The sequence below is a fragment of the Bradyrhizobium sp. STM 3561 genome, assembly GCF_045571455.1.
Lineage (GTDB): Bacteria > Pseudomonadota > Alphaproteobacteria > Rhizobiales > Xanthobacteraceae > Bradyrhizobium > Bradyrhizobium vignae.
Genome location: NZ_CP120695.1, coordinates 6,194,497 through 6,211,039 on the forward strand (window position 1 = coordinate 6,194,497; position 16,543 = coordinate 6,211,039).

General features: G+C 65.0%; 15 protein-coding genes. 9 read left to right on the forward strand and 6 right to left on the reverse strand.

The genetic code is table 11. From position 1 onward, the window contains the following. Positions 1-4 precede the first annotated feature (4 nt). Both P6U28_RS29435 and P6U28_RS29440 read right to left on the reverse strand, forming a co-directional pair. Positions 5-232: a tetratricopeptide repeat protein gene (locus P6U28_RS29435; protein WP_407120335.1), complete on the reverse strand. Its 228-nt coding sequence runs from the start codon at positions 230-232 to the stop codon at positions 5-7. Between the two features lie 1,572 nt (positions 233-1,804). Then, positions 1,805-3,970: an EAL domain-containing protein gene (locus tag P6U28_RS29440; RefSeq protein ID WP_407120336.1), complete on the reverse strand. Its 2,166-nt coding sequence runs from the start codon at positions 3,968-3,970 to the stop codon at positions 1,805-1,807. A gap of 451 nt (positions 3,971-4,421) precedes the next feature. Between P6U28_RS29440 and mepA the strand changes: the two genes are divergently transcribed. The 4 genes from mepA (at position 4,422) to modC (ending at position 7,929) form a co-directional block, all read left to right on the forward strand. Next, a complete protein-coding gene (gene mepA, locus P6U28_RS29445; RefSeq protein ID WP_129143436.1) occupies positions 4,422-5,366 on the forward strand; it encodes a penicillin-insensitive murein endopeptidase in 945 nt (314 codons plus the stop codon). A 403-nt stretch (positions 5,367-5,769) separates the two neighbouring features. Then, on the forward strand, positions 5,770-6,555 hold the full coding sequence (modA, locus tag P6U28_RS29450) for a molybdate ABC transporter substrate-binding protein (protein ID WP_122400659.1): 786 nt from the start codon (positions 5,770-5,772) through the stop codon (positions 6,553-6,555). 13 nt (positions 6,556-6,568) lie between these two features. Continuing rightward, the gene (gene modB / locus P6U28_RS29455) at positions 6,569-7,264 is read left to right on the forward strand and encodes a molybdate ABC transporter permease subunit (RefSeq protein ID WP_122400658.1); all 696 of its coding nucleotides are present in this window, start codon (positions 6,569-6,571) and stop codon (positions 7,262-7,264) included. A 2-nt stretch (positions 7,265-7,266) separates the two neighbouring features. Continuing rightward, positions 7,267-7,929 (forward strand): molybdenum ABC transporter ATP-binding protein, encoded by a 663-nt coding sequence (modC, locus tag P6U28_RS29460; RefSeq protein ID WP_407120337.1) that lies wholly within the window; start codon positions 7,267-7,269, stop codon positions 7,927-7,929. A 48-nt stretch (positions 7,930-7,977) separates the two neighbouring features. On the opposite strand, the gene P6U28_RS29465 is transcribed toward modC, so the two are convergent. Next, positions 7,978-8,238, reverse strand: a complete 261-nt coding sequence (locus P6U28_RS29465; RefSeq protein WP_260387703.1) for a PepSY domain-containing protein — start codon at positions 8,236-8,238, stop codon at positions 7,978-7,980. A 234-nt stretch (positions 8,239-8,472) separates the two neighbouring features. Then, positions 8,473-10,266, reverse strand: coding sequence for a potassium/proton antiporter (locus P6U28_RS29470; RefSeq protein WP_407120338.1), 1,794 nt, complete (start codon positions 10,264-10,266; stop codon positions 8,473-8,475). A 207-nt stretch (positions 10,267-10,473) separates the two neighbouring features. Here P6U28_RS29470 and P6U28_RS29475 point away from each other — a divergent pair, with 207 nt between their 5' ends. Together P6U28_RS29475 and map are read left to right on the forward strand one after the other, a co-directional pair. Then, on the forward strand, positions 10,474-11,790 hold the full coding sequence (locus P6U28_RS29475; RefSeq protein WP_122400654.1) for a mechanosensitive ion channel family protein: 1,317 nt from the start codon (positions 10,474-10,476) through the stop codon (positions 11,788-11,790). 186 nt (positions 11,791-11,976) lie between these two features. Next, complete coding sequence (map, locus tag P6U28_RS29480; RefSeq protein ID WP_122400653.1) at positions 11,977-12,798, forward strand: type I methionyl aminopeptidase; 822 nt, start codon at positions 11,977-11,979, stop codon at positions 12,796-12,798. On the opposite strand, the gene P6U28_RS29485 is transcribed toward map, so the two are convergent. Next, entirely contained in the window at positions 12,755-13,405 is a 651-nt protein-coding gene (locus P6U28_RS29485) for a bifunctional transcriptional activator/DNA repair enzyme AdaA (RefSeq protein WP_407120339.1), read from the reverse strand. The genes map and P6U28_RS29485 overlap by 44 nt on opposite strands. Before the next feature lie 132 nt (positions 13,406-13,537). Between P6U28_RS29485 and P6U28_RS29490 the strand changes: the two genes are divergently transcribed. The 3 genes from P6U28_RS29490 to P6U28_RS29500 all read left to right on the forward strand — a co-directional run bounded on the left by P6U28_RS29490 (position 13,538) and on the right by P6U28_RS29500 (position 15,921). Then, positions 13,538-14,458: a DMT family transporter gene (locus P6U28_RS29490; protein ID WP_407120340.1), complete on the forward strand. Its 921-nt coding sequence runs from the start codon at positions 13,538-13,540 to the stop codon at positions 14,456-14,458. Between the two features lie 412 nt (positions 14,459-14,870). Beyond that, a complete protein-coding gene (radC, locus tag P6U28_RS29495) occupies positions 14,871-15,584 on the forward strand; it encodes a DNA repair protein RadC (protein WP_122400649.1) in 714 nt (237 codons plus the stop codon). A 112-nt stretch (positions 15,585-15,696) separates the two neighbouring features. Next, positions 15,697-15,921, forward strand: coding sequence for a DUF4926 domain-containing protein (locus tag P6U28_RS29500; protein WP_122400648.1), 225 nt, complete (start codon positions 15,697-15,699; stop codon positions 15,919-15,921). 61 nt (positions 15,922-15,982) lie between these two features. On the opposite strand, the gene P6U28_RS29505 is transcribed toward P6U28_RS29500, so the two are convergent. Further along, the gene (locus tag P6U28_RS29505) at positions 15,983-16,357 is read right to left on the reverse strand and encodes a hypothetical protein (RefSeq protein WP_122400647.1); all 375 of its coding nucleotides are present in this window, start codon (positions 16,355-16,357) and stop codon (positions 15,983-15,985) included. Positions 16,358-16,543 lie beyond the last annotated feature (186 nt).

The following is a 16,543-nucleotide window of genomic DNA, read 5'->3' on the forward strand; positions in this document are numbered from 1 at the left end:
GACGTCAGATCGGTCTTGTCTTCTCTCGGATGGCCATCGACCGTTTCAGGACCTGCCGGGCATCAGCATAGCGGCCCTGATCCTTATAGAGACCGGCGAGGTTGTCCAGGACGCCGGCGAGATCCGGATGGTTGGGGCCGAGGGTTTTCTCGAATGTGGCCACCGAGCGCTTGAACAGCCGCTCGGCCTCGGCGTTACGCCCCTGACGCGCATAGAGCGCCGCCAGAAGCAAGCGCTGTGACTGCAACACGGATCGATGCTTTCACGGCCTTCATCGCGCCTTCCTTCGTCGCTGATATCACGGACCTACGCGCCGTTGGTGCAGGCGGAAGCCGAACAGGTTCAATTCAGGCACGACGATGACGGACCAATCCACCATCCGGTCGCCATGTCCCGGCCAGGAGGACGAGCGCGCCCGCAAGATGGATTGAGCCCTTCGCGAAACCGCTTCGCCCTAGCGGGCGGGACGCAGGTTCGCGTTCTTGCCCGTTCCAATTCGCAAGAATGAAGTTTGATGGGTTTCGCTTCGCTCCGCCAATCCCACCGGCTGGATTGCGCCCGTTGTGCTCGAAGCGCGATTTAAAGCGTAACGAAAATCAAAACGCGCTTCGAGAGGTGAAAATTAGTTTTATGTCATAATCGTAATGACTCCGACGCAAAAAATGAAAATACTGTGCAATCAACAAGAATAATCGACGAGAATAACGGGAGGAGTAGATGGATACTGCGGGTCGCCTGCGCGCGATGGCAGTGTTGTGCCGCCAGACAGCCGCGCGTCATCCTGATCGAAGTTGGAAACTGCTCGCCGAAGCTGAATATTGGGAGCATTTGGCCAGGGATGCGCCGTTCGAGGATTTCGAACGTTGCTCGGTTGGCTCGCCGCCCGATCGAGAGCCCGACATCACGAAACCGGCCGCGGCCCTCACGGGGTGAGTGCGGAATAAAATGATTTGTTAGCTTCCGTGTGTCTAAGCTGAAGAGTGCCGCCCGCCGCCGTGCGGCACATTGGAATGGGAATGCCGGCCCCGGCTGTTACCCCCATCCTGCGGCTGGGGCCGTTTTGAACTTTCGCAGCATCGTTCAAACCCGGTCCACAACCATGCTTAGAGGCATCGCTATAGCGCTATTCGGAATGGGCATCTTTTCTCAGCTCGATCGAGCGCTCTTCTATGGTCGCAATACCGAGGCTGCGCTCAGTCTTATGCGCGACATCGGCCGAGGCTTCGGGCTGTAGAGCCACGTCCGCGCGCCTCCTCGATCAGGCAGCGCCCTACCCGGCGGCTACTTCTTCAACAGTAGTCCCTTCGTTCGTGCCATTCGCCTGACTGATCCGGCGTGGCGACCCAGTTCCGCGGCTATCTTCGATACTCCAACGCCCCGCCGGGCGAGCGCGACCAGCCGCCGAATCTCCTGCTCGGCCCATTGCTTTGGCTTCGGTGTCTTCATGGTGCGGCCCCCAAAGCGGAGATGGACCGAACTGTCGGCTTCCGATGGCGAGCGGCTTACCTGCACCGACATGGCTCACCCGTCTGCGCATTCATGTTCAAACTACAACGGCCGGAGATCAGGAGCCACACCGCGATCGATTGCGGCGAGCGATATCAGCAGGGCGCTCATCAGGCCCAGCCCTGCGAAAGTGAGCAGCGTCTAGGATGCCAGGCTGTTCCAGCATGCTGAGCAGTGCATGAGCCGCGAAGGACAGCAAGACACTGCGCAATCGCGCAGCAGATCCAACCGCGCGACACGCATTATGAGACGTGGGGAAGGTGATTTTGGCGGGAGGCAACAAGCGGCCAGCGCCGACTCACGCCACCAGCGCAGCGTCCTCGTCGCCATCGATGCCGCGCTGTGCGGCGAGCAGGCTGATGATCTCGGCATTCGGCCGGGCCTTGCTGAACAGAAAGCCCTGCCCCTCATGGCAGCCTTCGGCGCGGAGACAGCTCAGCTCGGCTTCGGTCTCGACGCCTTCGGCGGTGATGGTGACGCCAAGGCCCTTGCCGAGGCTGACGATGGAGCGGATGATCGCCTGGGCTTCGCGGTTGGCCGCCAAATCGCGCACGAACGACTGGTCGATCTTGATCTTGTCGAAGGGAAAGCTGCGTAGGTAGCTGAGACTGGAATAGCCGGTGCCGAAATCGTCCATGGAGATGCGCACCCCCAGTGCGCGAAGCGCGTGCAGCGTCGCCAGCACCTGCGCGCTCTTCTCCAGGAGCAGCGTCTCGGTGATCTCGAGCTCGAGCCGGCGCGGCGGCAGGCCGGAATGTTTCAGCGCGTCCATCACCATCGAGAGCAGATTGCCGCTGCGGAACTGCAGCGGCGACAGGTTGACGGCGACGCGGACGTCGTCGGGCCAGGCCGCGGCATCGAGGCAGGCCCGGCGCAGCATCAGCCCGCCGAGCGGATTGATCAGGCCGGTGTCCTCGGCGACCGGGATGAACTCGGCCGGCGAGACCATGCCGCGCTCGGCATGCGGCCAGCGCACCAGCGCCTCGAAGCCGGTGATGCGGCCGCTCTGGAGGTCGATCAGCGGCTGGTAATAGGGACGCAGCACGTCGTTCTGGATCGCATCGCGCAGCTCGACCTCGATCTTGCGGCGGCTCTGCGCCTTCGCATCGAGCGCGGCCTCGAAGAAGGCGAAGGTGCCGCGCGCATCCGCTTTCGCGCGCGACAGCGCCATGTCGGCGCTCTTGAGCAGCTTCTCGGGATCATCGCCATCGCCCGGCGCCATCGCGATGCCGATCGAGGCGCCGATCACCACGGAATGGCCGTCGAGCAGATAGGGATCGGCAATGGCCTCCAGCAGGCGTTTTGCGAGACCCACCGCGTCTTCCGGCCGCGCCAATCCGCTCTGCAGAACCGCGAACTCGTCGGAGTTAAGGCGCGCCAGCGCGTCCTCCTCGCGCAAGGTCGAGCGCAGCCGCTTGGCGACGCCGCGCAGGAGCTTGTCGCCGACCCCATGCCCCAGCGTGTCGTTGACCGCCTTGAAATTGTCGAGCCCGAGGATCAGCAGCGCGACCTTCTCGGCGCTGCGCCGCGTGTGCAGCAGCATCTCGTCCATCTGCTGCCGCAGCAGGCTGCGATTGGGCAGGCCGGTCAGCCCGTCATGCTGGGCCATGAAGGCGAGCCGCGCCTCGGCGCGCTTGCGCTCGGTGATGTCCATCAGCGCGAGCAGCACTGCCGGCCGCTCGGCATAGGTCAATTCGCGGGAATAGATCGCAAGATCGATCAGCGCGCCGTCGGCCTTGACGTGCTTCCAGGTGCGGCCGGCCTGCTCCTCGCCGGTCGGATCAGTGGTCCAGGGCGGCTCGCTGTCGAACGCCTGCAAGGAGCGGATCTTCAGTCGCTCGAACTCGGCCCGGCTATAGCCGTAATGCGCGATTGCGGCCTCGTTGACACCGATGATGCGCTCGTCGTCCAGCGCGCAGATGATCATGGGCACGGGATTGCCGTCGAACAGCAGGCGGAACGAGGCCTCGCGCTGCTTCAATTCGGTGATGTCGACGCGCAGGCCGACGACGCCGCCGTCATCGGTCAAGCGCTCGTCGATCAGGATGACGCGGCCGTCCGACAGCTTCTGCTCGTGGCGCGCGCCGGGCTGATAGAGCTTTTGCAGCCGGTCGGCGATCCACGCGTCCTCGTTGCCGATGGCGTCGGGATAGTCGCCGCGGGCAACGCCGATGCGCAGCGTGTCTTCGAGGCGCGCGCCCTCCTTGAACAGATCGGCGGTCTTGCTGTAGATCTCGGCGTATTTCTTGTTCCAGAGGACGTAGCGGCCTTCGGCATCGAGAAACACGATGCCCTGCGGCAGAATGTCGATGGCCTGACGCAGGCGCTCATGGGATTTGCGCGCTTCGGCGATCGCGGCTTCCGCCTCGGCACGGCTGCGCAGGACTTGGTCGCGTTCGGAAAGGGCACGCGGCGCGCGCGCGAAGCGCGGCTTGCGCGCCTTTTCGCCGGCGCGGGCAAGCACGCTTTGCTTTCGCTTCTTCGTTGTTCGAAACCCCAAACTCAACGTCACTCATCCCAGTCGCGCCCAGCGGCCGCAAGTGTTGGGGCAAGTGTCTGAAAAAAAAGTAATCTTGACCGGCCGCCGTCAGCCCGCGGCGGAGCTTGCTGCCTGTTTGCGCGGCGCGGCCGCGGCGGCAGGCACCGTCAGACTGAGTCCTGCACAGCAATCGATGATCAATCTGGCACAAAATTGCGCGGGCGCTTGAATCAGTTCCGAAATCGCGCGTGATTGCATGCGAGCTGCAGATTTTCCTCACGCCGCGCACGAATTTTGGTCAATGCAGGATAGGGTTATTGCACCGTTAAGAAACCGCGAGCTCGAGACGCGATTTGGGCGAGCTGCGATGAGCCGATAGCCGGCTCACGGCCTCATTCTTAACCCTGATGCAGCATTGGGCTATAAGGACGCCAGCATGAGTCGCCGCTGCATCACCCTCCTCCTGCTCTCGCTCGCCTGCCTGAGCGCCGGCGACGCGCCGGCCCAGGACAAGGGCAGCATCAACCCGAAGCCGCTGCCGCCGCTCGCCAACCCGAACGATCCCGATCTCGCCGCCAAGGAGCTGTTCGCGCGAAAGCTGTTGCCCTCGAAAGGGCCGGCCCATGTCATCGGCTCCTACACCAAGGGCTGCATCGGCGGCGCGGAGCAGATTCCGATCAACGGCGAGTATTGGCAGGTGATGCGGCTGTCGCGCAACCGCAGCTACGGTCACCCCGACATGATCGCGCTGATCAAGCGGCTCGCCGCGAAAGCCCACAAGGACGCGGGCTGGCCCGGCATCCTGGTCGGCGACATCGCCCAGCCGCGCGGCGGGCCGGCGCTGTCAGGCCATTCCAGCCACCAGATCGGTCTCGACGCCGACATCTGGCTGACGCCGATGCCGGACCGCCGGCTCTCGCGCGAGGAGCGCGAGGACATGTCGGCGGTGATGATGGTGCGCCCGGACCGGCTCGATGTCGACCCCAGGGTGTTCACGCCAGGTCACGTGCTGGTGCTGCGCGATGCGGCGCAGGAGCCCGCCGTGCAGCGCATCTTCGTCAACGCCGCAATCAAGAAGGCGTTGTGCCGCGAGGCCAAGGGCGATCGCGCGTGGCTGTCGAAGATCCGCCCCTGGTGGGGCCACGACTACCACTTCCACATCCGCATGCGCTGCCCGGCGGGCGCCGGCGAATGCGAGGGCCAGCCGTCACAGGCCGAGGACGAAGGCTGCAAGCCCGCCGATCTCGCCTATTGGTTCTCCGATGCGGTGCTGCATCCCAAGCCGCCGCCGGAGCCGCCAAAGCCGAAGCCGCCGATGACGCTGGCGCAAATGCCGGCCGCCTGCAAGGCGGTGCTGCACGCGGCGGATGCGCAGCCGTAAACGACGCTAGCGCAATGCCCGTCGTCCCGGACAAGCGCGCGCCGATCCGAGCCCCGTAATCACAGCGGGCGATGTGGCACGGCAAGCCACACCGAGTCCCCGTAACCACACCTGCCTGTGACTATGGATCTCGGATCGGCGCTCCGCTCTGGACAACGCTACGCATTGTCCAGCGCTACGCTTGTCCGGGACGACAGCGGTGATTTAGGCGCACTTGTCCTGGGATGACGAACCAGGTTTGACCTAGCGGCGCGGCCTGCTATCTTCGCTACTGCGATATCCCCGCCGGCCGTAAGCCGTCGCAAGGGACCGTGGAACAGCGCTTCCGCCCGTCGCATCTGACCCATTCGACGCCAGATTTGCGCGTGCTGCCTTGCGCGCGAGCTCGCACGGAGCGCATCCCATGTTTCGTCTATCAGGACTTTTCACTGCCTTCGTCATCCTCGCCGGCGCGGCCCTCTCGCCGGCCGCGGCCGAGGACAAGACCATCACCGTGTTCGCCGCCGCCTCGATGAAGAACGCGCTGGACGAGATCGACGCCGCCTACACCGCCAGGACCGGCGTCAAGTTCATCGTCAGCTATGCCGCAAGCTCTGTGCTCGCCAAGCAGATCGAGCAGGGCGCGCCGGCCGACGTGTTCGTCTCGGCCGACACCGACTGGATGGACTACGCGATCTCCAGGAAGACCATCAACGAGCCTTCCAGAGTCAACCTGCTCGGCAACAGCATCGTGCTGATCGCGCCGAAGGATTCCAGGATCGACGACGTGACGATCGCGCAAGGCTTCGATCTCGCCAAGCTCGCCGGCGACGGCAAGATCGCGACCGGCGACGTCAAAGCTGTGCCGGTCGGCAAATATGCCAAGGCGGCGCTGGAAAAGCTCGGCGCCTGGCAGGCCGCGGAGCCGAAATTCGCGATGGCCGAGAGCGTGCGCGCGGCGCTGACGCTGGTCGCCCGCGGCGAGGCCGTACTCGGCATCGTCTATTCCACCGACGCCAAGATCGAGCCCGGCGTGAAGATCGTTGGCACCTTCCCGGCGGATTCACATCCCGCGATCATCTATCCGGTCGCTGCGACCACCACCGCCAAGCCGCAGACCAATGACTATCTCGCCTTCCTGCGCTCGACGGCGGCCAAGACCATTCTGGAAAAGTACGGCTTCAAGTTCCTGGTCACCCCGACGACGTGATATTTGCGGCTTGATGTCTGAGATTTCCCCCGCCGAATGGACGGCGATCCTGCTTTCGCTCAGGGTCGCCATCGTCGCAACGCTGGTCGCGACGCCATTCGGTATTGCGCTGGCATGGCTGCTCGCGCGACGTGACTTCTGGGGCAAGTCGATGCTCGACGCCGTCGTGCATCTGCCGCTGGTGCTGCCGCCTGTCGTCACCGGCTATCTCCTGCTTCTCACCTTCGGCCGCCGCGGCCTCGTCGGCGGCTTTCTCGCCGACCATCTCGGCATCGTCTTCGCATTCCGCTGGACTGGCGCGGCGCTCGCCTGCGGCGTGATGTCGTTTCCGCTGCTGGTGCGCCCGATGCGGCTGTCGATCGAGGCGATCGACCGCCGGCTCGAGCAGGCCGCCGAGACGCTTGGCGCGGCGCCGTGGAAGGTGTTCTTCACGGTGACGCTGCCGCTGGCGCTGCCCGGCGTGCTCGCCGGCATGGTGCTGGGCTTTGCCAAGGCGATCGGCGAGTTCGGCGCGACGATCACCTTCGTCTCCAACATTCCCGGCGAGACCCAGACGATTTCCTCCGCGATCTATTCGCTGATCCAGACGCCGGACGGTGATGCCGCTGCGGGACGGCTGGTGATCGTCTCGATCGCGCTGGCGCTGGGCGCATTGATTGCCGCCGAATGGTTCGCCCGCCGCGCCACCGCGCGGCTGCACGGAAACTGACCATGCTGCGGGTCGACATCGAAAAGCAGCTTGGCGAATTCTCGCTGCATGCATCCTTCAGCAGCGAAGGCCGCGTCATTGGCCTGTTCGGCGCCTCGGGCGCCGGCAAGACGTCGCTGGTGAACATGATCGCCGGGCTGTTGCGGCCCGACCGCGGCACCATCGTGATTGACGGCGAGACCGTCGACGATACCGCGGCAGGCATCCATGTCCCGGCCTGGCGCCGTCGCATCGGCTATGTGTTCCAGGACGCGCGGCTGTTCCCGCATCTCGACGTCGCGCAGAACCTCGATTACGGACGGCGGATGAACCGCCTGCCGTCCGATCCTGTCCAGCACAGGCGCATCATCGAGCTGCTCGACATCGGTGCCCTGCTCGGCCGCCGCCCCGGACGACTCTCCGGCGGCGAGCGCCAGCGCGTCGCGCTCGGACGCGCGCTGTTGTCGAAGCCGAGGCTGCTGCTGCTCGACGAGCCGCTCGGCGCGCTCGACGAGGGGCGCAAGCTCGAGATCCTGCCCTATCTGGTGCGGCTGCGGGATGAAGCCAACGTACCCATGGTCTATGTCAGCCACGACGCCGCCGAACTGCGCCAGCTCGCGACGCAGATCGTGACGCTGAAGCAGGGCCGCGTGACGAGTCTCGGTGGGGTGAAGGTGCTGATGTGAGGCACTTGCAGCCCGGCTTGCGCGAAGCGCCATCCGGGCTAAGAATAGCTACCAGCCGCGATCGACGTTGCGCACCTCGCCCGTCCTCGCATCGACATCGACTTCCATCCAGCGCCCGGTGCGATCGCGGCCTTCGATCTGCCATTCATCGCCGAGGAAGTTCGTGTGCGAGACCGTGGCGACGCCAAGATCACTGGCAACGTCGAGCGCGACTTGCATGGAAATCTGGTCGCCGGTGTCATAGGCCATCGCCGGCGCGGCCGATCCGAGGCCGATCGCGACGATGGCAGGCAGGATGAAACTTCGCATGGAACTGCTCCTGTCAAAGACGTTGCTCGGGCTAAGAACGGGCGGAACGGCGCAGCGTTCCGGCTATCAACTTGGCGGAACAGCGGAAACTTTCGGCGGTTGCGGCGATTTGGCGACGGCTGCCTGGTGTTCCGTTCCCGCAAATTGCGACGCCATCTTTGAGCTCGCGCCGTGCCCTCCGTCTTTCTGTTGGTGGGCACGGCGCAAGGGCGCCTTTGCCTCCCTACGGCAGCGTCAGACCCCCGCGACCGAGGTCCACAGCTCCGCAAGTCTCTTGCGCAGCGCCTGCGCGCGCGTCAGCGGCGCGGGCGTCTCGTCTTCTTCGGGCAGACGGAGGCCGACGACGTTGACGCGGCCCCCGGAGATCGAGCGCGCGACAAGCACGATCTCGTCCAACGCGAGCTCGGCACCCTCCTTCGGCGCTCGGTCGAGATGGACGTCGAAATAATCGGCGAGCGTGAGCTTGCCCTCGTCCTCGCTCACCTTCACGCCGTAGATCTCCGCGAGCTCGGCGAGGGTGTGCTCGCCGGAGACCATGAAGTCGCCGAGCAGATGCGGATCGGGCGCCGAGCTCGGCTGCATGTCGACGAAAAAGCGGTCGAGCGACTCGGCCTTTTCCGGCGGGGCCAGCAGGTAGATGTAGTCCCCGGGCGCGATCGGGTCGGCTTCGGTCGGCGTCAGGATGTTCTCGTTGCGGATGACGAGTGTCGGCTTGGACCAGGACGGGATCAGGCCGCGGCGGAAATACAGGCTCTTGGGCCGCACCGGATAGCCGACCAGTTGCTGTTCGAGCTGGCCGGGCAGATCCAGTTCGACGCGGCGCGGGCCGCGCTCGGCGCGCGGCAGTGCCACATGCAGCTTGCGCGCCGCGGGCGCCAGGGTCCAGCCTTGCAGCAAGAGCGAGATGATGACGACGACGAAGGCGACGTCGAAATAGAGATAGGCCTTGGACAGCCCGACCAGCATTGGGATCGAGGCCAGGAAGATCGCGACCGCGCCGCGCAAGCCGGTCCAGGCGATGAAGATCTTTTCGCGCCAGTTGAAGCGGAATGGCATAAGGCACGCAAACACCGCGAGGGGCCGCGCGATCAGCATCAGGACGAGCGCGACGGCGACCGCCGGCAATATGCTCGCGCCGAGCCGGCTCGGCGAGACCAGAAGGCCGAGCAGCACGAACATCACGATCTGCGCCAGCCAGGTCGCGGCATCGAGGAACGTCACCACCGAATTATGCGCGCGGGTCGGCCGGTTGCCGATGATGATGCCGGCGAGATAGACCGCGAGGAAGCCGGAGGCGTGCATGATCTGCGAGCCGCCGAAGATCACGAGCGCGCCCGTGGTCACGAACGGAGCGTGCAGGCCCTGCGGCAGCGCCACCTGGTTGAGGGCGATCACGACGAGGCGGCCGCCGATGACGCCGACGATGGCGCCCAGCGCCGCCTCCAGGAGGAACTCCATCAGCACATGCCCGGGCGAGCTCGAGCCGACCGAGATGTATTCCACCAGCATCAGCGTGAGGAAGATCGCGAACGGATCGTTGGTGCCGGATTCCGCCTCCAGCGTCGCGCCGACGCGCGGGCGCAGGCGCAGGCCTTGGGTATGCACCAGCAGGAACACGGCGGCCGCGTCGGTCGAGGCCACCACGGCACCGACCAGCAGCGACTCCGCCCAGTTGAGGTCGAGCGCGTATTTCGCGAACGGCGCCGTGACCACGGCGGTCAGCAGCACGCCGACGGTCGCGAGCACCACGGAGGGCGCGAGCACCGTGCGGATGCTGGCAAAGCGCGTGCGCAAGCCGCCGTCGAACAGGATCAAGGCGAGCGCGACGGAGCCGACCAGATAGGTGGTGCGGACGTCGTCGAACTGCAGATGCCCGGGGCCGGACTCGCCGGCGACCATGCCGATGGCAAGGAAGACGAGCAGCAGCGGCGCGCCGAAGCGCAGCGCAAGCAGGCTCGACAGGATACCGGCCATGACGAGGACGGCGCCGAGCAATATGGCGAGACTGACGGAGTCGAGGGAGGCCATCCACCTTCCGGGTACAAATCGCTGGAATTTCATCCTTATCGTCGGCAGACTCGCGCGCCAACCCATTTCCGCTCCTCGCGGCAATCTGCCGGCATTTTACGGCCTTAACGCGCTTCACTTGGCGGTGTATCGATGGCCGGGCCGTGCCCTTTGTGGGATTCTGCGGCTCCCTCGAATCAATTCCTCCCCGCTTTGCCGACGAGACCGATGGACATGGACCTCAAAGACTTCATGGAGTTCGTGCAGACGACCGCGCGCAGCGTCGGGGCGGAAATCTCCTCGCCCTGGTTCTACCTGCAATTCGGTCTCATCCTGGCCGCGGCCGGCATCGCCTATGCCGCGGAGGCCGCCATTCGCAGCCGCGTCGACATGACGTCACTGGCGATGCGCTGGCCGCTGCCGCTCCGGCACTTCGTCCGGGTGATGGTCTCCAGCGCCTCGACGGCGGTGTTCACGCTGCTCGTGATCATCTCGCGCGTGGTGATGTACCACGCGACCTGGCCGAGCCGCAGCTATCTCCTGATGGTCGCAGCCAAGCTCGGCTTCGCCTGGCTCGTGATCCGGCTCGTGACCTCGGTGCTCCGCAACGCCTTCATCGTCAAGCTGGTGTCGATCACGGCGTGGTTCGTCGCCGCGCTCTCCATCGTCGGCCAGCTCGATGCGACGGTCGACCTGCTGGATTCGTTCGCGATCGTGCTCGGCGGTCTCAGGTTGACCCCGCTCTTGGCGCTCAAGGCCGGCGCGCTGCTGCTGATCGCGCTCTGGCTGACCAACATCGCGAGCAATTTCGCCGAGAGCCGGATCAACGCCACCACCGACCTGACGCCGTCGGTGCAGGTGCTGCTGGTGAAGATCATCCGCATCGGGCTGCTTGCCGTCGCAATCGTCATTGCGCTCGGCGCAGTCGGCATCGACCTGTCGGCGCTCGCGGTGTTCTCCGGCGCGGTCGGCGTCGGCATCGGTATCGGCCTGCAGAAGATCGTGGCCAATTTCATCTCGGGCATCATCCTGCTCGCCGACAAATCGGTGAAGCCCGGCGATCTCGTCACCATCGGCGACAATACCGGGCGGATCAGCGCGATGAAGACGCGCTATATTTCCGTCGCCGCCGGCGACGGGCGCGAATTCCTGGTGCCGAACGAGGACCTGGTGACGCAGAAGGTCGTCAACTGGACCTATACCGACAAGAACACACTGGTGAAGATCGCCTTCGGCACCAATTACGACGCCGATCCCCGCCTGGTCTGCACGCTCGCTGCCGAGACCGCTGCTGCCCATCCGCGCGCCCAGAAGGGCAAGCCGCCGACCTGCATTTTGACCGAGTTCGCAGAGGCCGGCATGAAGTTCTCGCTGACCTTCTGGATCGCCGATCCCGACGGCATGGACAGGGTTAAGAGCGACGTGATGCTGGCGCTGTGGGACGCGTTCAAGCGCGAGGGCATCCGGGTTCCCTACCCCGTCCGCGAAATCCGCATCCGCGGCGGCGCCCTGCCGGTGGAAACCACCGTAGAAGTCCCGAATTAGGGCACTTTCCCATCCAAGGCTGGCAAGCCTCTTGTTTTTGACGCGTTTTCTTCACGCGAACCGGTAGCCACTTCGCTCGAAAACGCTCTGCCTCGGCTTGCATGAAGGCTGCCAATCATTAAATTAGGGCGTGAAATCAAGCCTTTCCGCCGATATCGAGATCAGCCCCGAGAAGATTTGACACGCATGAGCTACGTCGAAGCCACCGATACCTCCCTGCGCAAGACCGGACAGATCAAGCTGCATGGGCCGAATGCCTTTGCCGGCATGCGCAAGGCGGGGGCGCTGGTGGCGAAATGCCTCGACGAGCTCACCGACATCGTCGCCCCCGGCGTGCCGACCTCGAAGATCGACGAATTCGTCCGCGATTTCGCCTTCAGCCATGGCGCCTATCCGGCGACGCTGATGTATCGCGGCTATCGATATTCGACCTGCACCTCGCTCAACCACGTGGTCTGCCACGGCATGCCGGGCGACCGTCCGCTGAAGGAGGGCGACATCGTCAACATCGACGTCACCTTCATCGTCGACGGCTGGTATGGCGATTCCAGCCGGATGTATGCGGTGGGCCCGATCGCCCGCAAGGCCGAGCGGCTGATCGAAGTCACTTATGAGGCGATGATGCGCGGCATCGCCGCGGTGAAGCCCGGCGCCACCACCGGCGACATCGGCCACGCCATTCAGAGCTTCGTCGAGCCGCAGGGCATGAGCGTGGTGCGCGATTTCTGCGGCCATGGCCTCGGGCGCATGTTCCACGACGAGCCCAACATCATCCATATCGGCCGGCCCGGCGAGGGCGTGCAGCTCAAGCCCGGCATGTTCTTCACCATCGAGCCGATGATCAATCTCGGCAAGCCGCACGTCAAAATCCTCTCCGACGGCTGGACCGCGGTCACCCGCGACCGCTCACTGTCGGCGCAGTTCGAGCACTCCGTCGGCGTCACCGCGACGGGCGTGGAGATCTTCACACTGTCGGAACGGCACGGCGAGAAGCAGATCGGCGCCTGATCGCGTTGTCCTGGCGCCGGCGGCGGAATGACGAAGGCGTCCTCTTGTAAGTCGCGGCAAAAGCGTCGTTGAACCTGCGAACGCTGCCGAAGCCGGCCGCAAACGCAATCTCTGCCAATGTCATCTCGGTCTGGTCGATAAGCCGCTTGGCTTCCTGTACGCGGCGCGTCGCGGCGATCTCACTCGGGCTTGCGCCGGCATGACGCATGAACAGGCGGAGCAGGTGACGCGGCCCCACGCCCAGGGTTTCCGCAAGCTCGGTCATGGTCGCGCGATCGAGAAAGCCGTCATTGATCAGGCGCATCCCGCGCGCGACGGTGGTCGCCGTCCCCATCCAGGCCGGCGAGCCCGGCGCGGTTTCCGGCCGGCAGCGCAGGCACGGGCGAAAGCCGGCTCGCTCGGCGGCCGCCGCGGTCGCATAGAAGGTGACGTTCTCAGAGCGGGCCGGACGCACCGGACAGACCGGCCGGCAATAGATGCCCGTCGAGCGAACGCCGGAGAAGAACAGGCCGTCGAAAGCGCGCGCACGCGCGAGGCGCGCCCGATCGCAGGTTTCCCAGTCGAGATGCGGCGGCAGCGTCTGCCGATGCGCCGAGCCTGTCGTCATGGCCAAATCATAGTTTCAAGCCGCCCTTCCGAGTAGCTGAAATCGGACTCGACCGGGCGATGAGGTCCGAATCCAGCCAGCCTGCAGCGCCGCTCCTGTTCATGGTCTCGATGGATTTCCGGAGCAGATCGCATGAGCACACAGGCACAACAGACGACACCAAGACAAACCCGTCTCGCGTTCGAGATCGGACTCCTGCTGCTTCTCTCCCTGATCTGGGGCAGCTCATTCACGCTCATCAAGGTCGCGCTTCCGACGATCCCGCCCTTCACGATGGTCGCGGCGCGGGTGACGATCGCGGCCGTTCTCCTGATCCTGGTCGCCCTCGCGCAGGGGCATGCCCTGCCGCGCCAAGGGCCGGTCTGGGCGGCTTTCGTCGTGCAAGGGCTGCTGCAAAGCGCGCTGCCCTTCACCCTGATCAGCTGGGGCGAAACGCATATCACGAGCGGTCTCGCCGGCGTGCTCAATGCGACCCCGCCGATGTTCGTGCTAGCGATCGCGCTGTCGACCGGACGCGGGCGAGAGGCGATCAGCGGCCGCAAGATCATCGGCGTTGCGCTGGGCCTGGCCGGCGTCGCCCTCACCATGCGAGTTGACGCGCGCTCGGGGTTCGGCACCACCGCGCCGCTGGCGCAGGCCGCCGTCCTGGCGGCGAGCTTCTGCTACGCGCTGGCACCGATCTGGGGGCAGCGGTTCGCGAACCTTCCCGCGATCGTCACGGCCGCCGGCGCGATGAGCTGCGCCGCGGCCCTGATGCTGCCCATCGCCGCCGTGCTCGATCGGCCCTGGACACTGGCGCCGACGATGCAGGCGATCATGGCAGTGCTCGGCCTGGCGAGCGTCTGCACCGCGCTCGCCATGGTGATCTATTTCCGCCTGATCCATACGCTTGGTCCGCTCGGAACGACGAGCGGTAGCTACCTGCGCGCCGGCTTCGCCGTGGCGCTTGGGACCACGCTCCTTGGCGAGAGCTTCACGTGGTCGATGCTGGCCGGCATGACGTTTATCGTCGTCGGCGTCATGGCGGTAACCGGCCCCATGCGGAAGCGATGAGGGGACTTGCAATTGTCGTTTGAGAAATTCCGTCGACCAGAATGCGCTTGATCTGGAGCTCGCTTGCGCCAGCCAAGGTGCCGACCTCAATCCCCGAGGCAGTCTCAATGCACCAATGTGGTGCCGCCAGTCATCGCACGCGCAACGGTCCCACCCAGGGCAATCCTGAGCCCCTGAGAACGTAGGCGCGAGCAACACATCAATTGAGGCGGTGTCGCTGATTCAACACCTGATGAGCTTCCACGATGCAGATAGCGACCTCGGACGCATCAACCGCTCGGCGATCGGTGTCCCCGTAACCATCCATCCCTGGACCGCGCGCGTTCTGCGCCACGCCCAAGCCGATGCGGCAGTCACGAGGACTACAATTCTCGATTGAAAATTTTTCTCGACAAGGCAATGCTGGCGGCCCATGCCAGCCAGATCCGACCACGACAAGAGCAAGCCTGAGGACGCGCCGCACTATCTCGGCCATCGCGAGCGGCTGCGCGAGCGCTTCTATAGCGCAGGCGCGGATGCGCTCAGCGATTACGAGCTGCTGGAGATGGCGCTGTTTCCGGCGCTGCCGCGGCGCGACACCAAGCCGCTGGCGAAGACGCTGATCAAGACGTTCGGCTCGTTCGCCGAGGTCGTGCATGCGCCGGTGGCGCGCCTACGCGAGGTCGACGGGGTCGGCGAGTCCGCGATCAACCAGCTCAAGCTGATCGCCGCGGCGGCGCACCGCGTCGCCAAGGGCGGGGTCAACGGCCGCAACGCGCTGTCATCCTGGAACGAGGTGATCGACTACTGCCGCACCAGCATGGCATTCGCCGACAAGGAGCAGTTTCGCCTGCTCTTCCTCGACAAGCGCAACCAGCTGATCGCCGACGAGGTGCAGCAGACCGGCACCGTCGACCACACCCCGGTCTATCCGCGCGAGGTGATCAAGCGCGCGCTCGAGCTGTCGGCGACCGCGCTGATCCTGGTGCACAACCACCCCTCCGGCGATCCCTCGCCGTCACAGGCCGACATCCAGATGACGAAAGCGATCATCGACATCGCCAAGCCGCTGGGGATCGCCGTGCACGATCACATCATCGTCGGCAGGAGCGGGCATGCCAGCCTGCGCGGGATGCGGCTGATCTAGGCGCGAGATCCAACGTCCGTCACGGAATACACCGGCCACGAATAGCATCCTTGGGACACGTTTGAGAAACAGACATGCCACGTGACCTTGGTACCGAGGAGGATTAGTACTGATGATTAATGAATTGGACCTTGTCGTATTGAAGCGAGATGTGCCTTCGGAACGGCTAACCGCCGGTGACGTGGGCACCGTCGTCCTGGTGCATCAAGAAGGCGAAGCCTTCGAAGTCGAATTCACGACCCTGTCGGGGGACACGGTTGCCGTTGTGACTCTCGACGCGTCCGACGTGCGCCCGGTCGGGGCGCGCGAGATCGTCCATGCGCGCGCAGTCAACTGATCCAATGCCGACGTGCATCCGATGACCGCTCGGCACCAATACCGCTGACAATTGCCGGCTTTCACGGCTCGACCCACCGCTGCACCGCCTCCGCGGTGTCGGCAGGCGTGGTGTTGAAGCAGATCGCGGCGTCAGGCGCCAGGCGATGGACGAGGTTCAGCACCCTCTCGAACAGCAGCAGGCGCTCCCTCGGCTCGCGCAGGCCGGCGCCGATCACGATGCAATCGAAGCGCTCGTCGCGCAAGGCCGCCGTGACTCCGGCTTCGGCCGTCGCATCGAGATCGATCAGGCAGCTCGTGACCTCGAAGCCGAGATCGCGCAGGCGCAGGAGCTGCGCCTCGATGTAGTCGCGCACGAGCTCCGGCGTCAGCTGCGGAAATGCGCTGTAGTCGGCATTGCCGGGTTCGATTCCGATCGCCAGGACGCGCTTGGGCATGCAGGACTCCTTGCCGGACCGTCTCGCCTTGTTAATGGATCGACGGCCGCGCCGGTTCCCTGAGCGGTGCGTTGCAGGATTCTACCAATGATTTCATGTCGACGCTGTAAGCCATTTCACATGCGCCGGACCGGCGGACTGCCAGATTTTCCAGAGATCACGCTGCAGTCACGCGTCGATCACGGC

Coding starts and splice junctions, on each gene's coding strand:
- mepA (WP_129143436.1), top strand. CDS start 4,422: ATGAGTCGCCGCTGCATCACCCTCCTCCTGCTCTCGCTCGCCTGCCTG.
- modA (WP_122400659.1), top strand. CDS start 5,770: ATGTTTCGTCTATCAGGACTTTTCACTGCCTTCGTCATCCTCGCCGGC.
- modB (WP_122400658.1), top strand. CDS start 6,569: ATGTCTGAGATTTCCCCCGCCGAATGGACGGCGATCCTGCTTTCGCTC.
- modC (WP_407120337.1), top strand. CDS start 7,267: ATGCTGCGGGTCGACATCGAAAAGCAGCTTGGCGAATTCTCGCTGCAT.
- P6U28_RS29465 (WP_260387703.1), bottom strand. CDS start 8,238: ATGCGAAGTTTCATCCTGCCTGCCATCGTCGCGATCGGCCTCGGATCG.
- P6U28_RS29470 (WP_407120338.1), bottom strand. CDS start 10,266: ATGGCCTCCCTCGACTCCGTCAGTCTCGCCATATTGCTCGGCGCCGTC.
- P6U28_RS29475 (WP_122400654.1), top strand. CDS start 10,474: ATGGACATGGACCTCAAAGACTTCATGGAGTTCGTGCAGACGACCGCG.
- map (WP_122400653.1), top strand. CDS start 11,977: ATGAGCTACGTCGAAGCCACCGATACCTCCCTGCGCAAGACCGGACAG.
- P6U28_RS29485 (WP_407120339.1), bottom strand. CDS start 13,405: ATGACGACAGGCTCGGCGCATCGGCAGACGCTGCCGCCGCATCTCGAC.
- P6U28_RS29490 (WP_407120340.1), top strand. CDS start 13,538: ATGAGCACACAGGCACAACAGACGACACCAAGACAAACCCGTCTCGCG.
- radC (WP_122400649.1), top strand. CDS start 14,871: ATGCCAGCCAGATCCGACCACGACAAGAGCAAGCCTGAGGACGCGCCG.
- P6U28_RS29500 (WP_122400648.1), top strand. CDS start 15,697: ATGATTAATGAATTGGACCTTGTCGTATTGAAGCGAGATGTGCCTTCG.
- P6U28_RS29505 (WP_122400647.1), bottom strand. CDS start 16,357: ATGCCCAAGCGCGTCCTGGCGATCGGAATCGAACCCGGCAATGCCGAC.